At 59.4% G+C, this 18,548-nt stretch carries 16 protein-coding genes; 7 read left to right on the forward strand and 9 right to left on the reverse strand.

What is annotated here, in order from left to right:
- Positions 1-136 precede the first annotated feature (136 nt).
- A complete protein-coding gene (locus GNG27_RS13680) occupies positions 137-601 on the reverse strand; it encodes a MarR family winged helix-turn-helix transcriptional regulator (RefSeq protein WP_156264015.1) in 465 nt (154 codons plus the stop codon).
- Between the two features lie 278 nt (positions 602-879).
- On the opposite strand from GNG27_RS13680, the gene hpaX reads away from it, so the two are divergent.
- A complete protein-coding gene (hpaX, locus tag GNG27_RS13685; RefSeq protein WP_156264016.1) occupies positions 880-2,262 on the forward strand; it encodes a 4-hydroxyphenylacetate permease in 1,383 nt (460 codons plus the stop codon).
- Between the two features lie 84 nt (positions 2,263-2,346).
- Here the strand turns inward: hpaX and GNG27_RS13690 are convergent, their stop codons facing one another.
- On the reverse strand, positions 2,347-3,543 hold the full coding sequence (locus GNG27_RS13690) for an MFS transporter (RefSeq protein ID WP_156264017.1): 1,197 nt from the start codon (positions 3,541-3,543) through the stop codon (positions 2,347-2,349).
- A 115-nt stretch (positions 3,544-3,658) separates the two neighbouring features.
- Between GNG27_RS13690 and GNG27_RS13695 the strand changes: the two genes are divergently transcribed.
- Positions 3,659-4,615 (forward strand): AraC family transcriptional regulator, encoded by a 957-nt coding sequence (locus GNG27_RS13695; RefSeq protein ID WP_156264018.1) that lies wholly within the window; start codon positions 3,659-3,661, stop codon positions 4,613-4,615.
- Positions 4,616-4,631: 16 nt separating this feature from the next.
- Here GNG27_RS13695 and GNG27_RS13700 read toward each other — a convergent pair whose 3' ends face one another.
- The 3 genes from GNG27_RS13700 to GNG27_RS13710 all read right to left on the reverse strand — a co-directional run bounded on the left by GNG27_RS13700 (position 4,632) and on the right by GNG27_RS13710 (position 7,156).
- Positions 4,632-5,381 (reverse strand): phage antirepressor KilAC domain-containing protein, encoded by a 750-nt coding sequence (locus tag GNG27_RS13700; RefSeq protein WP_142489904.1) that lies wholly within the window; start codon positions 5,379-5,381, stop codon positions 4,632-4,634.
- A gap of 128 nt (positions 5,382-5,509) precedes the next feature.
- On the reverse strand, positions 5,510-6,346 hold the full coding sequence (locus GNG27_RS13705) for an MBL fold metallo-hydrolase (RefSeq protein ID WP_142489905.1): 837 nt from the start codon (positions 6,344-6,346) through the stop codon (positions 5,510-5,512).
- Between the two features lie 12 nt (positions 6,347-6,358).
- A complete protein-coding gene (locus GNG27_RS13710; RefSeq protein ID WP_156264019.1) occupies positions 6,359-7,156 on the reverse strand; it encodes an OBAP family protein in 798 nt (265 codons plus the stop codon).
- A gap of 228 nt (positions 7,157-7,384) precedes the next feature.
- On the opposite strand from GNG27_RS13710, the gene treA reads away from it, so the two are divergent.
- Positions 7,385-9,226 (forward strand): alpha,alpha-trehalase, encoded by a 1,842-nt coding sequence (gene treA, locus GNG27_RS13715; protein WP_156264020.1) that lies wholly within the window; start codon positions 7,385-7,387, stop codon positions 9,224-9,226.
- A gap of 202 nt (positions 9,227-9,428) precedes the next feature.
- On the opposite strand, the gene GNG27_RS13720 is transcribed toward treA, so the two are convergent.
- On the reverse strand, positions 9,429-9,683 hold the full coding sequence (locus tag GNG27_RS13720; protein WP_142489908.1) for a GlsB/YeaQ/YmgE family stress response membrane protein: 255 nt from the start codon (positions 9,681-9,683) through the stop codon (positions 9,429-9,431).
- A gap of 208 nt (positions 9,684-9,891) precedes the next feature.
- Between GNG27_RS13720 and GNG27_RS13725 the strand changes: the two genes are divergently transcribed.
- Positions 9,892-10,623, forward strand: coding sequence for a flagellar brake protein (locus tag GNG27_RS13725; RefSeq protein ID WP_156264021.1), 732 nt, complete (start codon positions 9,892-9,894; stop codon positions 10,621-10,623).
- A gap of 36 nt (positions 10,624-10,659) precedes the next feature.
- Here GNG27_RS13725 and emtA read toward each other — a convergent pair whose 3' ends face one another.
- Entirely contained in the window at positions 10,660-11,271 is a 612-nt protein-coding gene (emtA, locus tag GNG27_RS13730; protein ID WP_142489910.1) for a membrane-bound lytic murein transglycosylase EmtA, read from the reverse strand.
- A 113-nt stretch (positions 11,272-11,384) separates the two neighbouring features.
- Between emtA and ldcA the strand changes: the two genes are divergently transcribed.
- Together ldcA and GNG27_RS13740 are read left to right on the forward strand one after the other, a co-directional pair.
- The gene (gene ldcA / locus GNG27_RS13735) at positions 11,385-12,299 is read left to right on the forward strand and encodes a muramoyltetrapeptide carboxypeptidase (RefSeq protein ID WP_156264022.1); all 915 of its coding nucleotides are present in this window, start codon (positions 11,385-11,387) and stop codon (positions 12,297-12,299) included.
- A 98-nt stretch (positions 12,300-12,397) separates the two neighbouring features.
- Positions 12,398-14,131: a potassium/proton antiporter gene (locus tag GNG27_RS13740; RefSeq protein ID WP_156264023.1), complete on the forward strand. Its 1,734-nt coding sequence runs from the start codon at positions 12,398-12,400 to the stop codon at positions 14,129-14,131.
- A gap of 85 nt (positions 14,132-14,216) precedes the next feature.
- On the opposite strand, the gene dadX is transcribed toward GNG27_RS13740, so the two are convergent.
- Together dadX and GNG27_RS13750 are read right to left on the reverse strand one after the other, a co-directional pair.
- The gene (gene dadX, locus GNG27_RS13745) at positions 14,217-15,287 is read right to left on the reverse strand and encodes a catabolic alanine racemase DadX (RefSeq protein WP_142489913.1); all 1,071 of its coding nucleotides are present in this window, start codon (positions 15,285-15,287) and stop codon (positions 14,217-14,219) included.
- A gap of 12 nt (positions 15,288-15,299) precedes the next feature.
- A complete protein-coding gene (locus tag GNG27_RS13750; RefSeq protein WP_156264024.1) occupies positions 15,300-16,598 on the reverse strand; it encodes a D-amino acid dehydrogenase in 1,299 nt (432 codons plus the stop codon).
- 323 nt (positions 16,599-16,921) lie between these two features.
- On the opposite strand from GNG27_RS13750, the gene GNG27_RS13755 reads away from it, so the two are divergent.
- Positions 16,922-18,454: a SpoVR family protein gene (locus tag GNG27_RS13755; protein ID WP_156264025.1), complete on the forward strand. Its 1,533-nt coding sequence runs from the start codon at positions 16,922-16,924 to the stop codon at positions 18,452-18,454.
- Positions 18,455-18,548: the final 94 nt, after the last annotated feature.

Here is an 18,548-nt window from a genome sequence, read left to right on the forward strand (position 1 = left end):
AACAATTAAAACTGCACGGAAATGAAAAAAAGCCGCGCTGGGACTCAGCGCGGCTTTTTATTAACTCATTGTTTTAAATTAGATTATTTGAAATTTTTAAGGCTGTCACAAATCCGCAATTCTCCCTGCGGCCGCTTCAAAGCTCGTTCAGGTTATCGAGTACCTTCGCCAGCGAGAGGTTCATTTTTTCCATCTGGGCGGCGGTCATCCCTTTAAAACCCTTCTCAAAAACCTTACTGGTAAGGCGGTGCGCCTCGGCCACTTTTTCACGTCCGGCATCGGTGAGCATCACCTCGGTCACCCTGGCGTCCTGGACGCTGCTGGCGGTGGTCACCAGGCCGTCATCCCGCAGGCGACCGACGATTTTGGTGACGGTCGGCATCTTGGTCATCGCATATTCGGAGATCTGCGAGATGCTGGCCTTACCGTACTGCTCGGTAATCATCAGCACCCGAAAGCGGGAAACATCGAGCTGCACCTTTTTCAGTGTGATTTCCATAACTTGCGTGTAGCGCGCATAGACATTAACGATCCAGTAGAACGGGAACTCTTCGCGATGAAAAGAGGAGCCGGTGTCTGACGATGGTGTGGTTTGACTCATGAAATGACGTTCCAGAAGTGATGCAATGGCCGCAATTATACCCGCTATTGTCCGCCCGCTATAGCCTCTTCACGCCCGGCAATGCCTTCTCTTATTACCTGTGCGCCACGAAAGCCGATCGATATCGCAATATGATTCGAAAACGCTACGTGATTAACAATTGCGTATCATTTTTCAAACATAACATTGACGTTTATGTGTGCGATTTCCTATACGTTAGCGCACGTGTTCAGGTTGCACGAAACAACAATACCAATAACCGCAATGTGGAGCTTTTCATGAACGAGAGTCCATCGCTGGAACAGACACGCGCTGACGTGCTGGCTCCACCTTCGCCTGCTGACGCCGCGCTCGATCCGCGTCAACAGCGTGTGATCAAAAAGTTATTCCGCAGGCTAATCACTTTTTTGTTCATCCTGTTCGTCTTCTCGTACCTGGATCGGATCAACATCGGCTTTGCCGGGCTAACGATGGGCAAAGATCTGGGCCTCACCAGCACCATGTTTGGCCTGGCGACCACCCTGTTTTACGTGATGTATGTTATCTGCGGGATCCCCAGCAACGTGATGTTGAGTATCGTGGGCGCCCGGCGCTGGATCGCGATTTTGATGGTGGTCCGGGGGATTGCATCCACCGCCACCATGTTCGCCACCGGCCCTGGTAGCCTGTATGTGCTGCGCATGCTGGTGGGGATCGCCGAAGCCGGCTTCCTGCCGGGCCTGCTGCTCTATTTAACCTTCTGGTTCCCGGCCCACTACCGCGCCCGCGCTAACGCCCTGTTTATGATTGCCATGCCGGTGACGATGGCGCTGGGCTCGCTGGCCTCGGGGTACATTCTGAACCTCGATGGGGTGATGAACCTGAAGGGCTGGCAGTGGCTGTTCCTGCTGGAAGGCTTCCCGTCTGTGATTCTGGGCTTCGTGGTCTGGTTCTGGCTGGACGACAGCCCGGACAAAGCCCGCTGGCTGACCCAGGATGACAAAGCCTGCCTGAAGGAGATGCTGGAGGCGGATCGCCTGAATGCTGAGAGCACCCAGCAGCGGGAGCGGGCCGCGCTGGCGCCGAAACAGGGCAGCCTGATGCGGGAGCTGTTCACCCCGACCATCATGCTCTACACCCTCGCCTACTTCTGCCTGACCAACACTCTGAGCGCCCTCAGCGTCTGGACGCCGCTGATCCTGCGCAGCATCAGCGAGGAGAGCAGCAACGTGACCATCGGGATCCTGAGCGCCATCCCGCAGGTCTGTACCATAGTGGCGATGGTCTGGTGGAGCAAGCGTTCCGATAAGCGCAACGAGCGTAAAGTTCACACCCTGCTGCCGTACCTGTTTGCCGCCGCAGGCTGGATCCTGACCGCCACCAGCAGCGATCCGATGCTGCAGTTCACCGGGATCGTGATGGCCTCTTCCGGTGCCTTTGCGGCGATGGTGATCTTCTGGACGACGCCGGACCGTTCTATTTCGCTGCGCGCCCGTGCCCTGGGGATTGCGGTGATCAACGCCACCGGGATGACCGGCGCCGCGCTGGGGCCGCTGCTGATGGGCTGGATGAAGGATGTCACCGGCAACTTCAACGCCGGGATCTTTATGGTGGCTGGTTTCCTGGTGCTGGGCGCGGTGGTGATTTCGTTGATTCCAATGAAAAATACCGCGCAGCAGTAGTGGCATCGCCGGGTGGCGGCTACGCCTTACCCGGCCTACGGTTTTTGTAGGCCCGGCAAGCGCAGCACCGCCGGGCATGCAAACTTATTCCGCCGCGACCGGTTTCACCCGTACCCCGGCAAACACCATCACCATCGCTGAGACCAGCAGCACGCCGCTGGCGGTAAATACTCCGCTCGCGCCGTTGAGATCGAACACCGCCCCGCCCCCTGCCGCACCGGCGCCGATCGCCAGCTGGATCGCGGCGACCATGAGTCCGCCCGCGCTTTCGGCCTCGTCAGTGACGGTGGTCGCCAGCCAGGTTGACCAGCCCACCGGTACCAGACCGAAGGCGAAGCCCCACAGGCTCACCAGCAGGCCGTCGACCAGCGCCAGATGCCCAAAGGCCACCATCAGCAATGCCAGGATCCCCATCGCGAACGGCACCAGCGCCAGGGTAAGGCGCAGGTTGCGCGCCAGCAGATGCCCGGCAATAGAGGTGCCGACGAAGTTTGCCACGCCAAAGCCAAGCAGGATCAGGGAAATGGTTTCCACGCTCGCCTGCCCCACCGTCTCGAGGAACGGACGCAAATAGGTAAAGAAGGCGAAATGGCCGCTGAAGATCAGAATAGTCGCCAGCAGGCCACCGATCATCCCCGGACGACGCAGAACCCGCCACAGCGTGCTGAGGCTACCGCTGTTCTCCGGACGCATCGACGGCAGTACCCACAGCTGCCACAGCAGGGCCAGCGCGCTGGGCACCACGCAGAGGATAAAGACGTTACGCCAGCCGATCAGGCTGCCGAGATAGCTACCCAGCGGCGCGGCCACCACGGTGGCAATCGACACCCCGGAGAAGATAATGGCCAGCGCCTTTGGCACGTCGCTGGCGGGCACGAGGCGCATCGCGGTGGCGGTGGACATTGCCCAGAAGCCGCCAATCGCCACGCCGAGCAGCAAGCGGCCCATCAGCAGGACGTGCAGCGTCGGCGCGAAGGCGACCATCAGGCTGGAGATAATTTGCAGGACCGAGAAGAACATCAGCACCCAGCGGCGGTCGATGCTTTTGGTGGCGGAGGTGATCAGCAGGCCGGTGACCAGCGCCACCAGCGCGGTGGCGGTCACCGACTGCCCGGCCACCCCCTCGCTGACGCCGAGACTGGCAGCCATGGGCGTCAGCAGGCTGGCAGGCAAAAACTCGGCGACAATCAGGCCGAATACCCCCAGTCCCAGCGACCAGACCGCGCGCCAGGCGGGTCTGGCCGGGGCGCTGGTCTCATTTGCGGCGATGGATGAATGCATTTGTACGACTCCCGTCAGGAAAATGTGATGTATGTCGCAAAGCATAGGCAGTTCACCGCGGACGATCTATGACATATAATCTCCACTTATTGATTATTCGTCCGGGAATCGAGAAATGACGCTCCAGTCGCCTGATTTGATCAGTGAGTTACTGCGCGGAATGCGCCTGTCGGGGGTGAAATACCGCCGGATTGAGGCCAGCATGCCCTTTGGCGTGGCCTTCGGCGCGGCCGCGGGAAAAGCCCAGTTCCACTTTATCAGCCGCGGTCCGGCGGTCTTGCGGATGCACAGCGGAGCGCGCTTCGCGCTGAACAGCGGCGACGCGGTGTTTATCCCCAACGGCGATGCTCATGCCCTGCTCTCCGGAGACGACGCGACGGTGACCCCGGTCTCGGCCTTTCCCAGCGAGCCGATCTGCAACAGCGTCTGCGATATCCACTGCGAGCCCTGCCCGGACAGCGACAACGTGGTGATATTCAGCGGGTGTATGGATTTCGATCTCGGCGGGATGCAGCCGCTGATCAAGGCGATGCCGGAGGTGATGATGGTCAGCCGTTTGATGACCACCTGGCCGGAGATCCATCCTCTGCTGGAGGCGATGGAGCGCGAGTCGATGACCCGTCAGGTGGGATTTGCCGGGATCCTCGCCCGGCTGGCGGACGTGGTGGCGGCGCTGATTGTGCGCGGCTGGGTCGAGGCCGGGTGCGGAAAAGCCACCGGCTGGATCCAGGTGCTGCGCGATCCGCGCCTCAGCCGGGCGATCTACGCCATGCACCAGCAGCCGGGAGTTAACTGGAGCGTGGCGGAGCTGGCAAAAGAGGCAGGAACGTCGCGGTCGGTGTTTGCCGAGCGGTTTCTCTCGGCTACCGGCACGACCCCGGCGAAATACCTGACCGAGCTGCGGATGCGGCTGGCGATCCAGTATATCGGCCAGGAGAATCAGGCGATTGAGACCGTGGCCCTGCGCCTCGGCTACGGCTCGCTGGCGGCCTTCAGCCGGGCGTTTAAGCGGATTGTCGGCCAGTCGCCGGGGGCATTACGCGAAGCCGGTCAGACCCCACAGGAGATCTGACCGGTTCGATTAGCGGTTAAAGCCAGCTCTGCTGCGACGGTGTGCCTTCGCTGCGCTCCTCGCGGGGCAGTTCGATGGTGAGCGTGGAGAGATGTTTTGACCACAGATCGGCCACCCATTTCACGCCGCGCGCGGTAAAGCGCGCCTGAGACCAGGTGTGCTGGTTTTCGCCCACGCCGCTGTGCAGCGTAAAATAGCCCGCGTCGATATGGTGCTGCGGCGGCACCAGATTGCCGCCGACGCGCTGCATGATATTGCGTTCCAGCAGGAACTCGCGGAACTGCGGCTCTTTAGCCTTGAGCATCTTACAGAGCTGACGAAAACCCATCGCCTCTTTCACTCTGACGAACTGGTCAAAAAACACCGCCTTTGGAGCCCAGAGCGCAAGCTGCTCCTCCGCCCGGTGGCATTTTTCATACTGCTCGGCCCAGGCGCGTGCCGCCGCCGCCGGGTTGGTAAAGTCCGGGATATTGGCGTTTCTCTCACGCTCCTGCCAGCGATCCAGCATGGCAGCCGTGAAGCCCGGGGAGATGCGTGAAACCGTCAGCAGGGAGTCGCGTTTGTTCAGCAAAAACTCCTGCCGCGTTTCACCTTCGCGCTCGTACAGACTGGCCGTTACCGGCTGCGAAAGACGCTGCGCTGTTTCCAGACTCTTCACCATGCGCTTCACCTCGGTATGGGCAATGCCGGTCATTTTTGCGATCTCACGGCTGCTGATGGTGGCAAGCTGGTTGTTGGACTGGAAATTTTGAACAGGAATTACCATAGGTTTCACCCCTCACTCATACATTACTCGGGTAATTTGCTCTAATAGTATACAAATACCTGTTCAAATATCCAGTATAATTTTTAAGCGTATCCCCGCAAAAGCAGGCCACGCCTAAGTTCCGGTAATCAGGACGGTTTTGGCTGCGTCGACAGACTTTCCAGCTCCCGCGCATCATGGCTACAGAAAAAAGTGATGTCATGGGCATGGGTGCAGGAGAGCTCGCGCAGCCGCTGCTGGTTGCGCCGCCGGGCATCGTTGTCCATTGCCATCATCCACTGGTAAAAGCGCAGTCCGGGAGTACAGTGGCGCTGCGGCTGGCGCATCTCATCCCGGTAAAACCAGGCGTCGCCGCCGTGGAGCAGCCACCCCTGCGGCTGCTGGATGGCAATCCCGGCGTGCCCCGGCGTGTGCCCGGCCAGCGGCACCAGCAGGATCTCCGGCGGCAGTCCGTTCAGGGCCGTTACCGCGTCGAAGCCAAACCAGCGCTCGCCCTGCACCTGATAGCCCTCCCAGCCAGAGGTGGCACTCCACTGCCCGGGGCGATAGCGCTCCCGCTGCAGCCAGCTGTGGCGCTGCTGCGCGGTGTCGATCTCCTGCTGCATTAAGTGGATGCGCGCGTGGGGGAAATCGGTCAGCCCGCCCGCATGATCGAAATCGAGGTGCGTCAGAATAATATGGCGGACGTCCGCCACGCTGAAGCCCAGCGCCTCGACCCGGGCGCGAGCCGTGAGCGACTCCCGGCGCTGGATGTTATTCAGCACCCGGAAAAAGCCCGACAGCCGGGAGGGCTCGCGCACGTCCCCCTGGCCGAAGCCGGTATCCACCAGCACCAGCCCGTCGCGCTCGGTTTCGATCAGCAGGCAGTGGCAGACCAGGTGCGCATGCAGCCCCTTGCTGAAACCGTCGTAAAACGCGCCGCCCAGCGGGCACATGCACCCACAATTAAGGTGATGGATCTTCATATCGCCTCCTCATCAAGGTGATTGCGTCTGCTGATTCTGCTCTGACGTGCCAAAATGCGTAGTGTCGCCGTGACCGTGTTCACCGCTGCCCTGCACGCGCCGGAGCTGGATGACCTCGCCCTGCTGCCAGGCATTGGCGCCCTTCGCCACCGGGTGGGCAACGATATCGGCACGCTGGCGTTTAATCTCCTGCGTATCGATCCCCAGACGCCGATCGCGATCCGCCAGCAGCGCCGGGTCGAGCTGCCCTTCCCCGGTAAAGCCCATCATCAGGGCCGGGATGCCGAGCGGCAGGGTTTTGTCGCGATCCGTATGCCAGGTGTGCCAGGTTTTGCCGTAGGTGTTGACGATTTTGCTCATCAGCGCCTTGTCCGCCACCGCCGGCAGGCCGGGAGCCACCAGGCTGCCCGATTTCACTTCATACTGATGGCTGTGCCAGAGCTTTTTCTCCTCCGGCGGCAGGGTATTAAACAGGCGCTCGCTGATGATGTACTCGACGCCCATCAGCCGGGCATCCTTCGTATTACCGTCATAAATAACCGCCTGCATCACGTCTTCATTGAGCACCGTCACGTAGTGATGGGCCTCCATCTGTCCGTTTTTATCCCCGCTGTAAAAATGAAAGCCGTCGAGATAAGCGCTGATGGCCTCCACCGGCGGGCGGGACTGAATCACCTGGGCGCCCGTTTCCAGGGTGCGCATTTTGGCGGAGGTGCTTTCACCGGGGATGGGGGCCTGCGGCGGTGAGTTGTTTGCCCCGCAGCCGACAAGAAGCAGGATGGCTGGAACGATCAAAGGTAAAGATTTCATTGGCACTCCCTTTCACTTAGCCTGGTTATGAAGGTAGTGCAGATGTGAGGATTGTTCCGGCATATATGTGAAAAAACAGCGGCTTCGCTCCGATCCATCCGCAACGGTAAATTGTCTGGATATGCGCAAAATGCGCTATCCGACACGCGAAATGGCTAAGATTCGTCTAAGGTTTTCAGGTGATTGATGACAGCGGCCACGCTGCCCAGCGAACTTAGGAGAACAACCATGATGAGACCTCAACGCCCCGCCACACTGCGGCTGGCGATTGGCGGCATCCTGCTTGGGATCACCGCCTTCAGCTATGCGGACGACTCGTCCAGCGCCCAGAAACAACCCCCGGACATTTTGTTCGGGCCGCTGTTTAACGACGTGCAAAGCGCCAAACTCTTCCCCGATCAAAAAACCTTTGCCGATGCCGTACCGAAAAACGATCCCCAGGCGATCCTTGCCGATTACCACATGCAGCGCAAACAGTCCGGCTTCGACCTGCGTCACTTTGTTGACATGAACTTTACCCTGCCGACGGAAAAGGAAAAGTACGTTCCGCCTGCCGGACAGAGCCTGCGCGCGCATATCGACGGCCTGTGGCCGGTGCTGACGCGCACCACCTCCAGCGCCGGGAAGTGGGATTCGCTGCTGCCGCTGCCGAAACCTTACGTGGTGCCGGGCGGGCGTTTCCGCGAGATCTACTACTGGGACAGCTACTTCACCATGCTGGGTCTGGCCGAGAGCGGCCACTGGGACAAAGTCGCCGATATGGTGGCGAACTTCGCTTATGAGCTGGACAGCTGGGGCCATATTCCCAACGGCAACCGCAGTTACTACCTGAGCCGCTCCCAGCCGCCGTTCTTCTCCCTGATGGTCGAGCTGCTGGCGACCCACGACAGCGAGGCGCTGAAGAAATACCGTCCGCAGATGGAAAAAGAGTACGCCTACTGGATGGAAGGGGTGGATGCCCTCCAGCCGGGTCAGGCCAGCCAGCGGGTGGTGAAGCTGGACGATGGTGCCGTGCTGAACCGCTACTGGGACAATCGCGATACCCCACGCCCGGAATCCTGGCTGGATGATATCAACACGGCGAAAAAATACCCCAACCGCCCGGCGACCGAGATCTACCGCGATCTGCGTTCCGCCGCCGCCTCCGGCTGGGACTTTAGCTCACGCTGGATGGACGATCCGCAGCAGCTGGGGACGATCCGCACCACCAGCATCGTGCCGGTGGATCTGAATGCCCTGATGTTCAAGATGGAAAAACTGCTGGCGAAGGCCAGTCAGGACGGCGGGGACAGCGCGGCGGCCAGCCGTTACGAGGGTCTGGCAGCCGATCGCCAGAAAGCGATGGAGCGCTATCTGTGGAACGACAAACAAGGCTGGTATGCGGATTACGATCTGAAAACCAAACAGGTGCGCGATCAGCTGACCGCCGCGGCGCTGTTCCCGCTGTACGTGCAGGCGGCCTCGCAGGAGCGTGCGGACAAAACGGCCACGGCCGCCGAGGCCCAGCTGCTGAAAGCCGGCGGGATTGCGACGACCAACGTCAACAGCGGCCAGCAGTGGGATGCGCCAAACGGCTGGGCACCGCTGCAGTGGGTCGCCACCGAAGGCCTGCAGAATTACGGGCATAAAAAAGTGGCGATGGACGTCACCTGGCGCTTCCTTACTAACGTCCAGCACACCTACGATCGCGAGCAGAAGCTGGTGGAGAAATATGATGTGTCCACCACCGGCACGGGCGGCGGTGGCGGCGAATATCCGTTGCAGGACGGCTTTGGCTGGACTAACGGCGTAACGCTGAAGATGCTGGATCTGGTTTGCCCGCAGGCCAACCCTTGCGACAAACTGCCAGCCAAGCAGCCTGCGGCTAATGATGAACCGGCGACTACCACCACCCCGGCGGCCACCAGCAATCAACCGGCAGCCACTCCCGCACCGGCCACCAGTAACCAACCTGCGGCAACAAGCGATCAACCCTCGGTAACGACGCCACCGGCGACCAGCGGCAACGCCACGTCGCAGCCAGCCGCTAACGATGAACCGGCGGAAACGCAGAAGAGTGTCGGGCAGTAAGGTGTCGTAGGCCGGGTAAGGCGTAGCCGCCACCCGGCGATGTGGCCCCGGTGCGGCCTGCTGCCCGGCGGCGCTACGCTTGCAGGGCCTACAAGTTCAAAGGCAGGACGTAGGCCGGGTAAGGCGTAGCCGCCACCCGGCGATGTTGCAGGGAAAACCGCACAAAAAAACGGCTCTTACAAAAGAGCCGTTTTTACGTGTGTCAGGCGCGTCGTACCATCCTGTAAACCAGTAGCACGAGAATAGCGCCCACCACGGCGACCAGAAAACTTTGCAGGTTAAATCCGGATACATTGCCGCCGATGCCAAACATCGTTGCCAGCCAGCCGCCGACAACCGCACCTACGACCCCAAGGATACAGGTCACAATAAAACCGCCACCATCCCGTCCCGGCATGATGAATTTTGCGATAACACCAGCAATCAGACCAAATACAATCCAGGCGATAATACCCATAGTGATGCCCTCTTGCAGAGTTAAGCTTGCGCAGAACACCCGCCCGCGCAAGTCATATAAGTATAGGCAATAGCCGGAAAACCATATTGAGGACACTGACTTAATTGCGGCTGTGGCGAAAAAAAATAATTGCTGGTTTGTATTAAGTTCCGCCGTTGCCTGCCGATAACGCAACCACAGACTGTCATTTATCGAGGAGCCCTGGGGCGTGAGTAATTACAGTGAGCAGTTCCTGAAAACTAATCCGCTGGCTGTATTAGGGGTATTACGCGATCTGCAAAAACAGAATGTTCCCGTGCGTATCAGCTGGGGGAACAACCAGTTCATCAGCAAAATTCTGGATGCAACGCCAGAGCGGCTGGTGATGGATTTAGGCAGCCAGGAGTACGAAAACCGTGCGGTGCTGCGCGCAGAAACCATCACCGTGGCCGCCGACACCCAGGGGGCGAAAGTGGAGTTCGATCTGCCGCGGCTGGAACAGGGAACCTGGCAGGGGCTGCCCGCCTTTATCACCTCGCTGCCGGCATCGGTATGGTGTATCCAGCGACGGGAATATTTCCGCATCAATGCTCCGCTGCATCCGGCCTACTTCTGTAAAGCCAAAATGCCGGACAAGAGCGTGATCCGTTTTCGCCTGCACGATCTCTCCCTGGGCGGCATGGGGGCATTGATGGATAGCGCTAAACCCGACGCGCTGGTCGAAGGGATGCGCTTCTCGCAAATCGAACTGGATATGGGCGGTTGGGGTCGCTTCTTCTTCGATGCGCAGCTGATCACGGTGAGCGAACGTAAGGTGGTGGACAGCAAAAACGAAACCATCACCACGCCGCGTCTGAGCTTCCGTTTTCTCAATGTCGGGCCGGGCCCGGAGCGGGAACTGCAGCGGATTATCTACTCGCTCGAGCGTGAAGCGCGGGAGCGCGCCAACAAGGTGCGTTAATCGCGGCCGGGCAGCGCGTGGCGGCCCGGCAACGGATTACATGGCGTCCATCGCCTTCTGCACTTTCCAGATATAGCGCGGCGCCTGCGGAGCGGGGTGATTGTTGACAACGTGCTCAAAGAACTCGTCTTTGTCCAGGTCGTTGATCTCGGCAATCGCCTTTTTGCGATCCGAGGAGAAGGTGCGCAGCAGCGCGCCTGCCCCGTTAACGTAGGAAACCACCAGCGCATACTGCATCACTTCCGGGTCCTCAATTCCCTGCAGGATCCCGTGCTCCAGAATGCTCAGATAGGCAGTACCCATCGAAATATTGCGCTCCGGGTTCTTCAGCTCGCTGGTGGATGGCTGTCCGCTCCAGCCCATATGGCGGTAGACTTCCCGCCCGGCGGTGGAGGCTTTCAGCTGCATCAGGCCCACCGCGTTCGATTTACTGACCAGATTCGGGTTCCCGCCCGACTCAACCGCAATGATGGCGGTCACCAGACGCGGGCTGACGCCCCAGGCAGCACCGGCTTTTTCAGTGATCGGCATCCACTGCATCGCCCGTTTCACCGGGACTTCCGGGTTCCATTCCTGTTTTTTGTAATCCTGCTTTGAACTACAGCCTGCAAGCAACACAATCAAAAAAGCAAACCATCTCAATTTCACGTCATCTGTCCTTATGGTCATTCATCGCTGTTACCCTATCCTCCGCTTGATGAAGGACGCGCTCAGGCGGCATGATATATACATTTAGATTTATAAGTCAGCAAGGAAATGCCATGTCTCAGTTTCATCTCATCGCACCATCAGGTTACTGCATTAATCAGGAAGCGGCCCACCGGGGCGTTGCGCGTTTACTGGACGACGGGCATCAGGTGCAAAATCAGATAATTATACCCCGCCGTCAGCAGCGATTTGCCGGAACCGAGGCGCAGCGCCTGAGCGACATAAACGCCCTCGCTCGCCTGCCGGGTGCCAACCAGATTGTACTGGCGGTGCGCGGGGGGTACGGCGCCAGCCGCCTGCTGGAGCAGATCGACTGGCAGGGGCTGGCCGAACGCCAGCAGCAGGACCCGCTGCTGATTTGCGGCCACAGCGATTTCACCGTCATCCTGCTCGGCCTGCTGGCGTTGCATAACGTCATCACCTTCAGCGGCCCGATGCTGGCGGGCAACTTTGGCGCACCGGAGCTGAACGCTTTTACCCTGGATCACTTCTGGCGCGCGCTGCAAAACAGCACTTATTCCGTGGAGTGGCAGGGCGAGGGCCCGGCGTGTGAACGCGCAGGCCAGCTGTGGGGCGGCAATCTGGCGATGGTCGTGTCGCTGATCGGCACCCGCTGGCTGCCCGCCATTGAGAACGGCATTCTGGTGCTGGAAGATATCAACGAGCACCCGTTCCGCGTTGAGCGCATGCTGCTGCAGCTGCATCACGCGGGCATTCTCGACCGTCAGCAGGCGATTGTGCTCGGCAGTTTTAGCGGCGCGACTGCCAATGATTACGATGCCGGCTACGATCTGGCGACCATGATCGATTATCTGCGCGCCCGGGTGTCGGTGCCGATTATCAGCGGGCTCGATTTCGGCCACGAACAGAAGACCGTCACTCTGCCGCTGGGTGCGCAGGCTACGCTTGTTCATGCCGCAGGTAAGACCTGTTTAACCCTGAGCGGACATCCGGTGATTAAGGCATAAAAAAAGCCCCTTAAGCGCCGGATTAGCACGCTGTAAGGGGCATTAATATGTTAGGGTTTTAATAACAGTCATCGCGTCACGCAGGGAGTACGCACACATTGGATGCCGCAGCAATAATCAGTCTTTTTATCCTGGGTTCAGTTCTTGTAACCTGCAGTATATTATTGAGTTCGTTTTCTTCTCGTCTCGGCATCCCCATTCTGGTTATTTTTCTCGCCATCGGCATGCTGGCGGGCGTTGATGGCGTCGGGGGGATCCCCTTCGATAACTACCCCTTTGCCTACATGATCAGTAACCTCGCGCTGGCGGTGATCCTGCTGGATGGCGGGATGCGCACCCAGGCCAGCTCGTTTCGCGTGGCGCTGGGGCCGGCCCTGTCGCTGGCGACGGTCGGGGTGCTCATCACCTCCGGCCTGACCGGGATGATGGCAGCGTGGCTGTTTAAGCTGGATATCATGGAAGGCCTGCTGATTGGCGCCATTGTCGGCTCGACCGATGCCGCGGCGGTCTTCTCGCTGCTGGGCGGCAAAGGGCTGAACGAACGTGTCGGCTCGACGCTGGTGATTGAGTCCGGCAGCAACGACCCGATGGCGGTGTTTCTTACCATCACCCTGATTGAGATGATCCAGCAGCATGAAACCAGCCTGAGCTGGATGTTCGCCTGGCACATCATTCAGCAGTTTGGCCTCGGGATTATCATTGGCCTCGCCGGCGGCTACCTGCTGCAACAGATGATCAACCGTATCTCACTGCCTGCCGGGCTTTACCCGCTGCTGGCGCTGAGCGGCGGGATTTTGATTTTCGCTCTCACCACCGCGATGGACGGCAGCGGCATTCTGGCGGTCTACCTGTGTGGCTTCCTTCTCGGGAACCGGCCGATCCGCAACCGCTTTGGCATTCTGCAGAACTTTGACGGCCTCGCCTGGCTGGCGCAAATCGGCATGTTCCTGGTGCTGGGGCTGCTGGTGACGCCGTCGGATCTGCTGCCGATTGCCATTCCGGCGCTGCTGCTGTCGATATGGATGATCTTCTTTGCCCGTCCGCTATCGGTGTTTGCCGGCCTGCTGCCGTTTAAGGGATTTAACCTGCGCGAGCGGGTGTTTATCAGCTGGGTGGGGCTGCGCGGCGCGGTCCCTATCATCCTCGCGGTGTTCCCGATGATGGCCGGGCTGGACAACGCCCGCCTGTTCTTCAACGTGGCCTTCTTCGTGGTGCTGGTGTCGCTGCTGTTCCAGGGGACTTCCCTGTCGTGGGCAGCGAAAAAGGCCAAAGTGGTGATCCCGCCGGTGGGCTGGCCGGTCTCACGCGTGGGGCTGGATCTGCATCCGGAGAATCCGTGGGAACAGTTTGTCTACCAGCTCAGCGCCGACAAGTGGTGCGTGGGGGCTTCGCTGCGGGATCTGCATATGCCTGAAGAGACGCGCATTGCCGCCCTGTTCCGAGATAATGCCCTGCTGCACCCGACCGGGAGCACCCGGCTGCGCGAGGGGGATATTCTCTGCGTGATTGGCCGCGAGCGCGACCTCCCTGCCCTCGGTAAGCTGTTCAGCCAGTCACCGCCGGTGGCGCTGGATCAGCGCTTCTTTGGGGATTTTATTCTCGAAGCCAGCGCCAAATTTGCCGACGTGGCGTTGATCTACGGGCTGGATGAAGGGCTGGAGTATCGGGATAACCAGCAGACCCTGGGCGAAATTATCCAGAAGCTGCTCGGTGCCGCGCCGGTCGTGGGTGATCAGGTGGAGTTTGCCGGGATGATCTGGACGGTGGCGGAGAAAGAAGATAACAGGGTGCGGAAAGTGGGCGTGCGCGTGGCGGAGGATATCGAGGAGTAGGCCGGGTAAGCGTAAGCGCCACCCGGCGTTTGGCTCCGGCGTTCATGCCGGGTGGCGGCTACGCCTTACCCGGCCTACAACGACTTTACACCGTAATGACGGGCACCCGCGGGGCTAACGCGGTTAACAACTCGTACCCTATTGTGCCCGCCGCTGCCGCGACATCATCCACTTTCACCTCATTCCCCCACAGCTCAACCGGCGTGCCGATCCCGGCCTGCGGGCAGGGGGTGAGATCGATCGCCAGCATATCCATCGACACGGTGCCCACCGTGCCGGTGCGCACGCCGTCCACCCAGACCGGGGTACCGGAAGGGGCAATGCGCGGATAGCCGTCGGCATAGCCCCCGGCGACAATGCCGATGCGCTGCTCGCCCGAGGCACGATAGCGGCTGCCGTAGCCCACGGTATCCCCCGCTTTCAGGGTCTGGACGCCAATGATTTCACTGCGCAGGGTCATCACCGGCTTCAGGCCGCTGTTGGCGATATCCTGCCACTGGCCGGAAGGTGACGCGCCGTAGAGAATAATCCCCGGTCGCACCCAGTCAAAATGCGCTTCCGGGTGCCAGAGGGTCGCCGCTGAGTTAGAGAGCGACCGTGGACAGTTCAGCCCTTCCGCCGCCTGTTCAATGCGCATCATCGGCTCCGTGATGCCGTCCGGCTTTTCTGCATCGGCAAAATGGGCCATCAGCGTCATTTCGCCGACGTTTTTCACCGCCCGCAGCTGCTGCCAGACGCTGTGAACTCGATCCGGCTGGAAACCGAGACGGTTCATGCCGCTGTTCACTTTCAGGTAGATATCGAGCGGAGCGTGCAGCTTTGCATTCTGCAACGCCTTGACCTGCCAGTTGCTGTGCACGCTGGTGGTCAGGCGGTACTTATCAAACAGCGGCAGTTCATCGCTGTTAAAGAAGCCTTCGAGCATCAGGATCGGCCCTTTCCAGCCGCGCTCGCGCAGCAGGATCGCCTCTTCCAGATTCAGCATCGCAAAGCCATCGGTCGCGCTTAATGCGCTCCAGATGCGATCCAGACCGTGGCCGTAAGCATTGGCTTTGACCACCGCCCAGACCCGGGAAGCTGGCGCAGCGCGACGGACAATGTGCAGGTTATCTTTCAGGGCCTGCAGATCCAGCTGAGCCACAACAGGACGGGACATGACGACTCCTTGTTAGTTATGCGCGCCGTGTAAATGCTGTGGACGTGACGGAGTAAACCCCGGACGGTAGCGCGCGACGCTTAAATCATCAAACGGAATAGCCGGTGTGCGCCCGGAGATCAAATCACTGAGCAACTGCCCTGAACCGCAGGCCATCGTCCAGCCCAGAGTACCGTGCCCGGTGTTAAGCCACAGGTTCTTAAACGGGGTGCGGCCCACTACCGGCGTGCCGTCCGGGGTCATCGGGCGCAGCCCGGTCCAGAAGGTCGCCTGTTCGATAAAACCGCCCCGCGGGAAGAGGTCGCCCACGACCATCTCCAGCGTTTCCCGACGCGGCTGCAGCAGCTCGGTGTTAAAGCCGACGATTTCCGCCATTCCTCCCACGCGGATCCGATTGTCAAAACGGGTGATCGCGATTTTGTATGTTTCATCAAGGATAGTTGAAACCGGGGCACCGCTGTCCTCTTTCACCGGGATCGTCAGCGAGTAACCCTTCAGCGGGTAGACCGGAATATCTACAATGCCCTTCAGCATCGCCGTGGAGTAAGAGCCAAACGCCATCACGTAGGCGTCGGCTTTTACCACCTCGTCGCCGCACAGCACGCCGTAGATATTCTCCCCTTCGTACAGCAGCTTATCGACTGAGGTGTTGTAGCGGAATTTGACCCCCGCCTGCTCGGCCATCTGGGCCAGATTCTGGGTGAAGAGCTGGCAGTCGCCGGTTTCGTCATTGGGCAGACGCAGACCGCCGGTGAGCTTGTGGGCAACATCCGCCAGCGCCGGTTCGACCTGCGCCAGCTGGCTGGCTTCCAGCAGCTGATACGGCACTCCGGCATCCTCAAGAACGGCGATATCGCGGGTGGCGTTTTCGTACTGCTGGGCGGTGCGGAACAGCTGCAGCGTGCCCCCCTGGCGGCCTTCATACTGAATGCCGGTGGTGGCGCGCAGCGCTTTCAGGCAGTCGCGGCTGTACTCCGCCAGACGCACCATCCGCCCTTTGTTTTCCATATAGTGTGAGGTGTCGCAGTTGCGCAGCATCTGCCACATCCACTTGAGCTGAAACTGGGTGCCGTCGAGACTGATCGCCAGCGGCGCATGGCGCTGGAACATCCATTTAATCGCCTTCAGCGGCACACCCGGGGCCGCCCAGGGCGCCGCATAGCCCGGAGAAATTTGCCCGGCATTGGCGGCGCTGGTCTCCAGCGCCGGACCCGGCTCACGATCGATGACGGTCACGTCGTGCCCGGCCTGACTCAGGTACCAGGCGCTGGTTACGCCAACGACGCCACTTCCCAGTATGACAACACGCATAGCCACTCCCTTAATAAGCAAAAGAACAATCTTCTGATTACATATTGATAACCCAGCTGAAAATATTATTCAACATAGGCCTTTTTTATGGTGACATAACTCACACCTTCCCCTGCTGACGCGGGTAGCGCGGTTTTGGCATCTCCTGCTGCGCGGCATTTTTAACCAGCATATTATTCTGCGAGACACCCCTTTTTCGTCATGTGGAAAACGGGAAATCGCAAAGAAAAAAATAGCGTGCCAGCACGCTTTTGAATGGCGTGTTCTATGCTTGAAAAGAGGTTCTCCAGACAGAGAGAGCTACCAACAATGAGGGCGCGCTAATGGCTACTATTGATTCCATGAATAAGGACACCACACGTCTGAGCGATGGACCCGACTGGACATTCGAGCTGCTGGACACCTATCTGGCGGAAATTGACCGGGTGGCGAAACTCTACCGTCTGGATGCCTATCCCCATCAGATTGAAGTCATTACCTCCGAACAGATGATGGACGCTTACTCCAGCGTCGGGATGCCCATTAACTATACCCACTGGTCGTTTGGCAAAAAATTCATTGAAACCGAACGGCTGTATAAACACGGTCAGCAGGGGCTGGCGTATGAGATCGTTATCAACTCCAACCCCTGCATTGCCTACCTGATGGAAGAGAACACCATCACCATGCAGGCGCTGGTGATGGCCCACGCCTGCTACGGACATAACTCGTTTTTCAAAAATAACTACCTGTTCCGCAGCTGGACCGATGCCAGTTCGATTGTCGACTACCTGATCTTTGCCCGTAACTACATCACCCAGTGTGAAGAGCGCTACGGCGTGGATGAGGTCGAAAAGCTGCTGGACTCCTGCCATGCGCTGATGAACTACGGCGTGGATCGCTACAAACGTCCGCAGAAGATCTCTCTGCAGGAGGAGAAAGCCCGGCAGAAAAGCCGCGAAGAGTATCTGCAAAGCCAGGTGAATACGCTGTGGCGTACCCTGCCGAAACGTGAAGAAGAGAAAACGGTAGTGGAAGCGCGCCGCTACCCTTCCGAGCCGCAGGAGAACCTGCTCTACTTTATGGAGAAGAACGCCCCGCTACTGGAGCCGTGGCAGCGTGAGATCCTGCGCATCGTGCGTAAGGTGAGCCAGTACTTCTATCCGCAAAAACAGACTCAGGTGATGAACGAAGGCTGGGCGACCTTCTGGCACTACACCATCCTTAACCACCTGTATGACGAAGGCAAAGTGACAGAACGCTTTATGCTGGAGTTCCTGCACAGCCACACCAACGTGGTATTCCAGCCGCCTTACAACAGCCCGTGGTACAGCGGGATTAACCCGTATGCGCTGGGCTTTGCCATGTTTCAGGACATCAAGCGTATCTGTCAGAACCCGACGGAAGAGGATAAATACTGGTTCCCGGATATCGCCGGGTCCGACTGGCTGGAGACGCTCCATTTCGCGATGCGCGATTTCAAGGATGAGAGCTTTATCAGCCAGTTCCTGTCGCCGAAGGTGATGCGTGATTTCCGCCTGTTTACGGTGCTGGATGACGATCACAACAACTACCTGGAGATTTCGGCGATCCACAATGAAGAGGGGTATCGTGAGATCCGCTCCCGCCTCTCGGCCCAGTACAACTTAAGCAACCTTGAGCCGAATATTCAGGTCTGGAATGTGGATCTGCGCGGGGATCGCTCCCTGACGCTGCGCTATATTCCGCACAACCGCGCGCCGCTGGATAAAGGGCGCAAGGAAGTGCTGAAGCATGTGCACCGCCTGTGGGGCTTTGACATTATGCTTGAGCAGCAGAACGAAGACGGCAGCGTGGAGCTGCTGGAGCGGTGCCCGGTGAAAGGCAATATGTTGTAGTTCGGTGCGGCCTGTTTTGCCGGGTGGCGGCTACGCCTTACCCGGCCTACGAAATCCAGACATCGGGCGAAAAAAAACCTCTCAAGCGAGAGGT

The sequence above is a fragment of the Leclercia sp. 119287 genome, assembly GCF_009734485.1.
Taxonomy (GTDB): Bacteria; Pseudomonadota; Gammaproteobacteria; order Enterobacterales; family Enterobacteriaceae; genus Enterobacter; species Enterobacter adecarboxylatus_C.

Bases quoted from the DNA above. Each gene is read 5' to 3' on its own strand.
- GNG27_RS13680 (WP_156264015.1), bottom strand. From the start codon at position 601: ATGAGTCAAACCACACCATCGTCAGACACCGGCTCCTCTTTTCATCGC.
- hpaX (WP_156264016.1), top strand. From the start codon at position 880: ATGAACGAGAGTCCATCGCTGGAACAGACACGCGCTGACGTGCTGGCT.
- GNG27_RS13690 (WP_156264017.1), bottom strand. From the start codon at position 3,543: ATGCATTCATCCATCGCCGCAAATGAGACCAGCGCCCCGGCCAGACCC.
- GNG27_RS13695 (WP_156264018.1), top strand. From the start codon at position 3,659: ATGACGCTCCAGTCGCCTGATTTGATCAGTGAGTTACTGCGCGGAATG.
- GNG27_RS13700 (WP_142489904.1), bottom strand. From the start codon at position 5,381: ATGGTAATTCCTGTTCAAAATTTCCAGTCCAACAACCAGCTTGCCACC.
- GNG27_RS13705 (WP_142489905.1), bottom strand. From the start codon at position 6,346: ATGAAGATCCATCACCTTAATTGTGGGTGCATGTGCCCGCTGGGCGGC.
- GNG27_RS13710 (WP_156264019.1), bottom strand. From the start codon at position 7,156: ATGAAATCTTTACCTTTGATCGTTCCAGCCATCCTGCTTCTTGTCGGC.
- treA (WP_156264020.1), top strand. From the start codon at position 7,385: ATGATGAGACCTCAACGCCCCGCCACACTGCGGCTGGCGATTGGCGGC.
- GNG27_RS13720 (WP_142489908.1), bottom strand. From the start codon at position 9,683: ATGGGTATTATCGCCTGGATTGTATTTGGTCTGATTGCTGGTGTTATC.
- ldcA (WP_156264022.1), top strand. From the start codon at position 11,385: ATGTCTCAGTTTCATCTCATCGCACCATCAGGTTACTGCATTAATCAG.
- dadX (WP_142489913.1), bottom strand. From the start codon at position 15,287: ATGTCCCGTCCTGTTGTGGCTCAGCTGGATCTGCAGGCCCTGAAAGAT.
- GNG27_RS13750 (WP_156264024.1), bottom strand. From the start codon at position 16,598: ATGCGTGTTGTCATACTGGGAAGTGGCGTCGTTGGCGTAACCAGCGCC.
- GNG27_RS13755 (WP_156264025.1), top strand. From the start codon at position 16,922: ATGGCTACTATTGATTCCATGAATAAGGACACCACACGTCTGAGCGAT.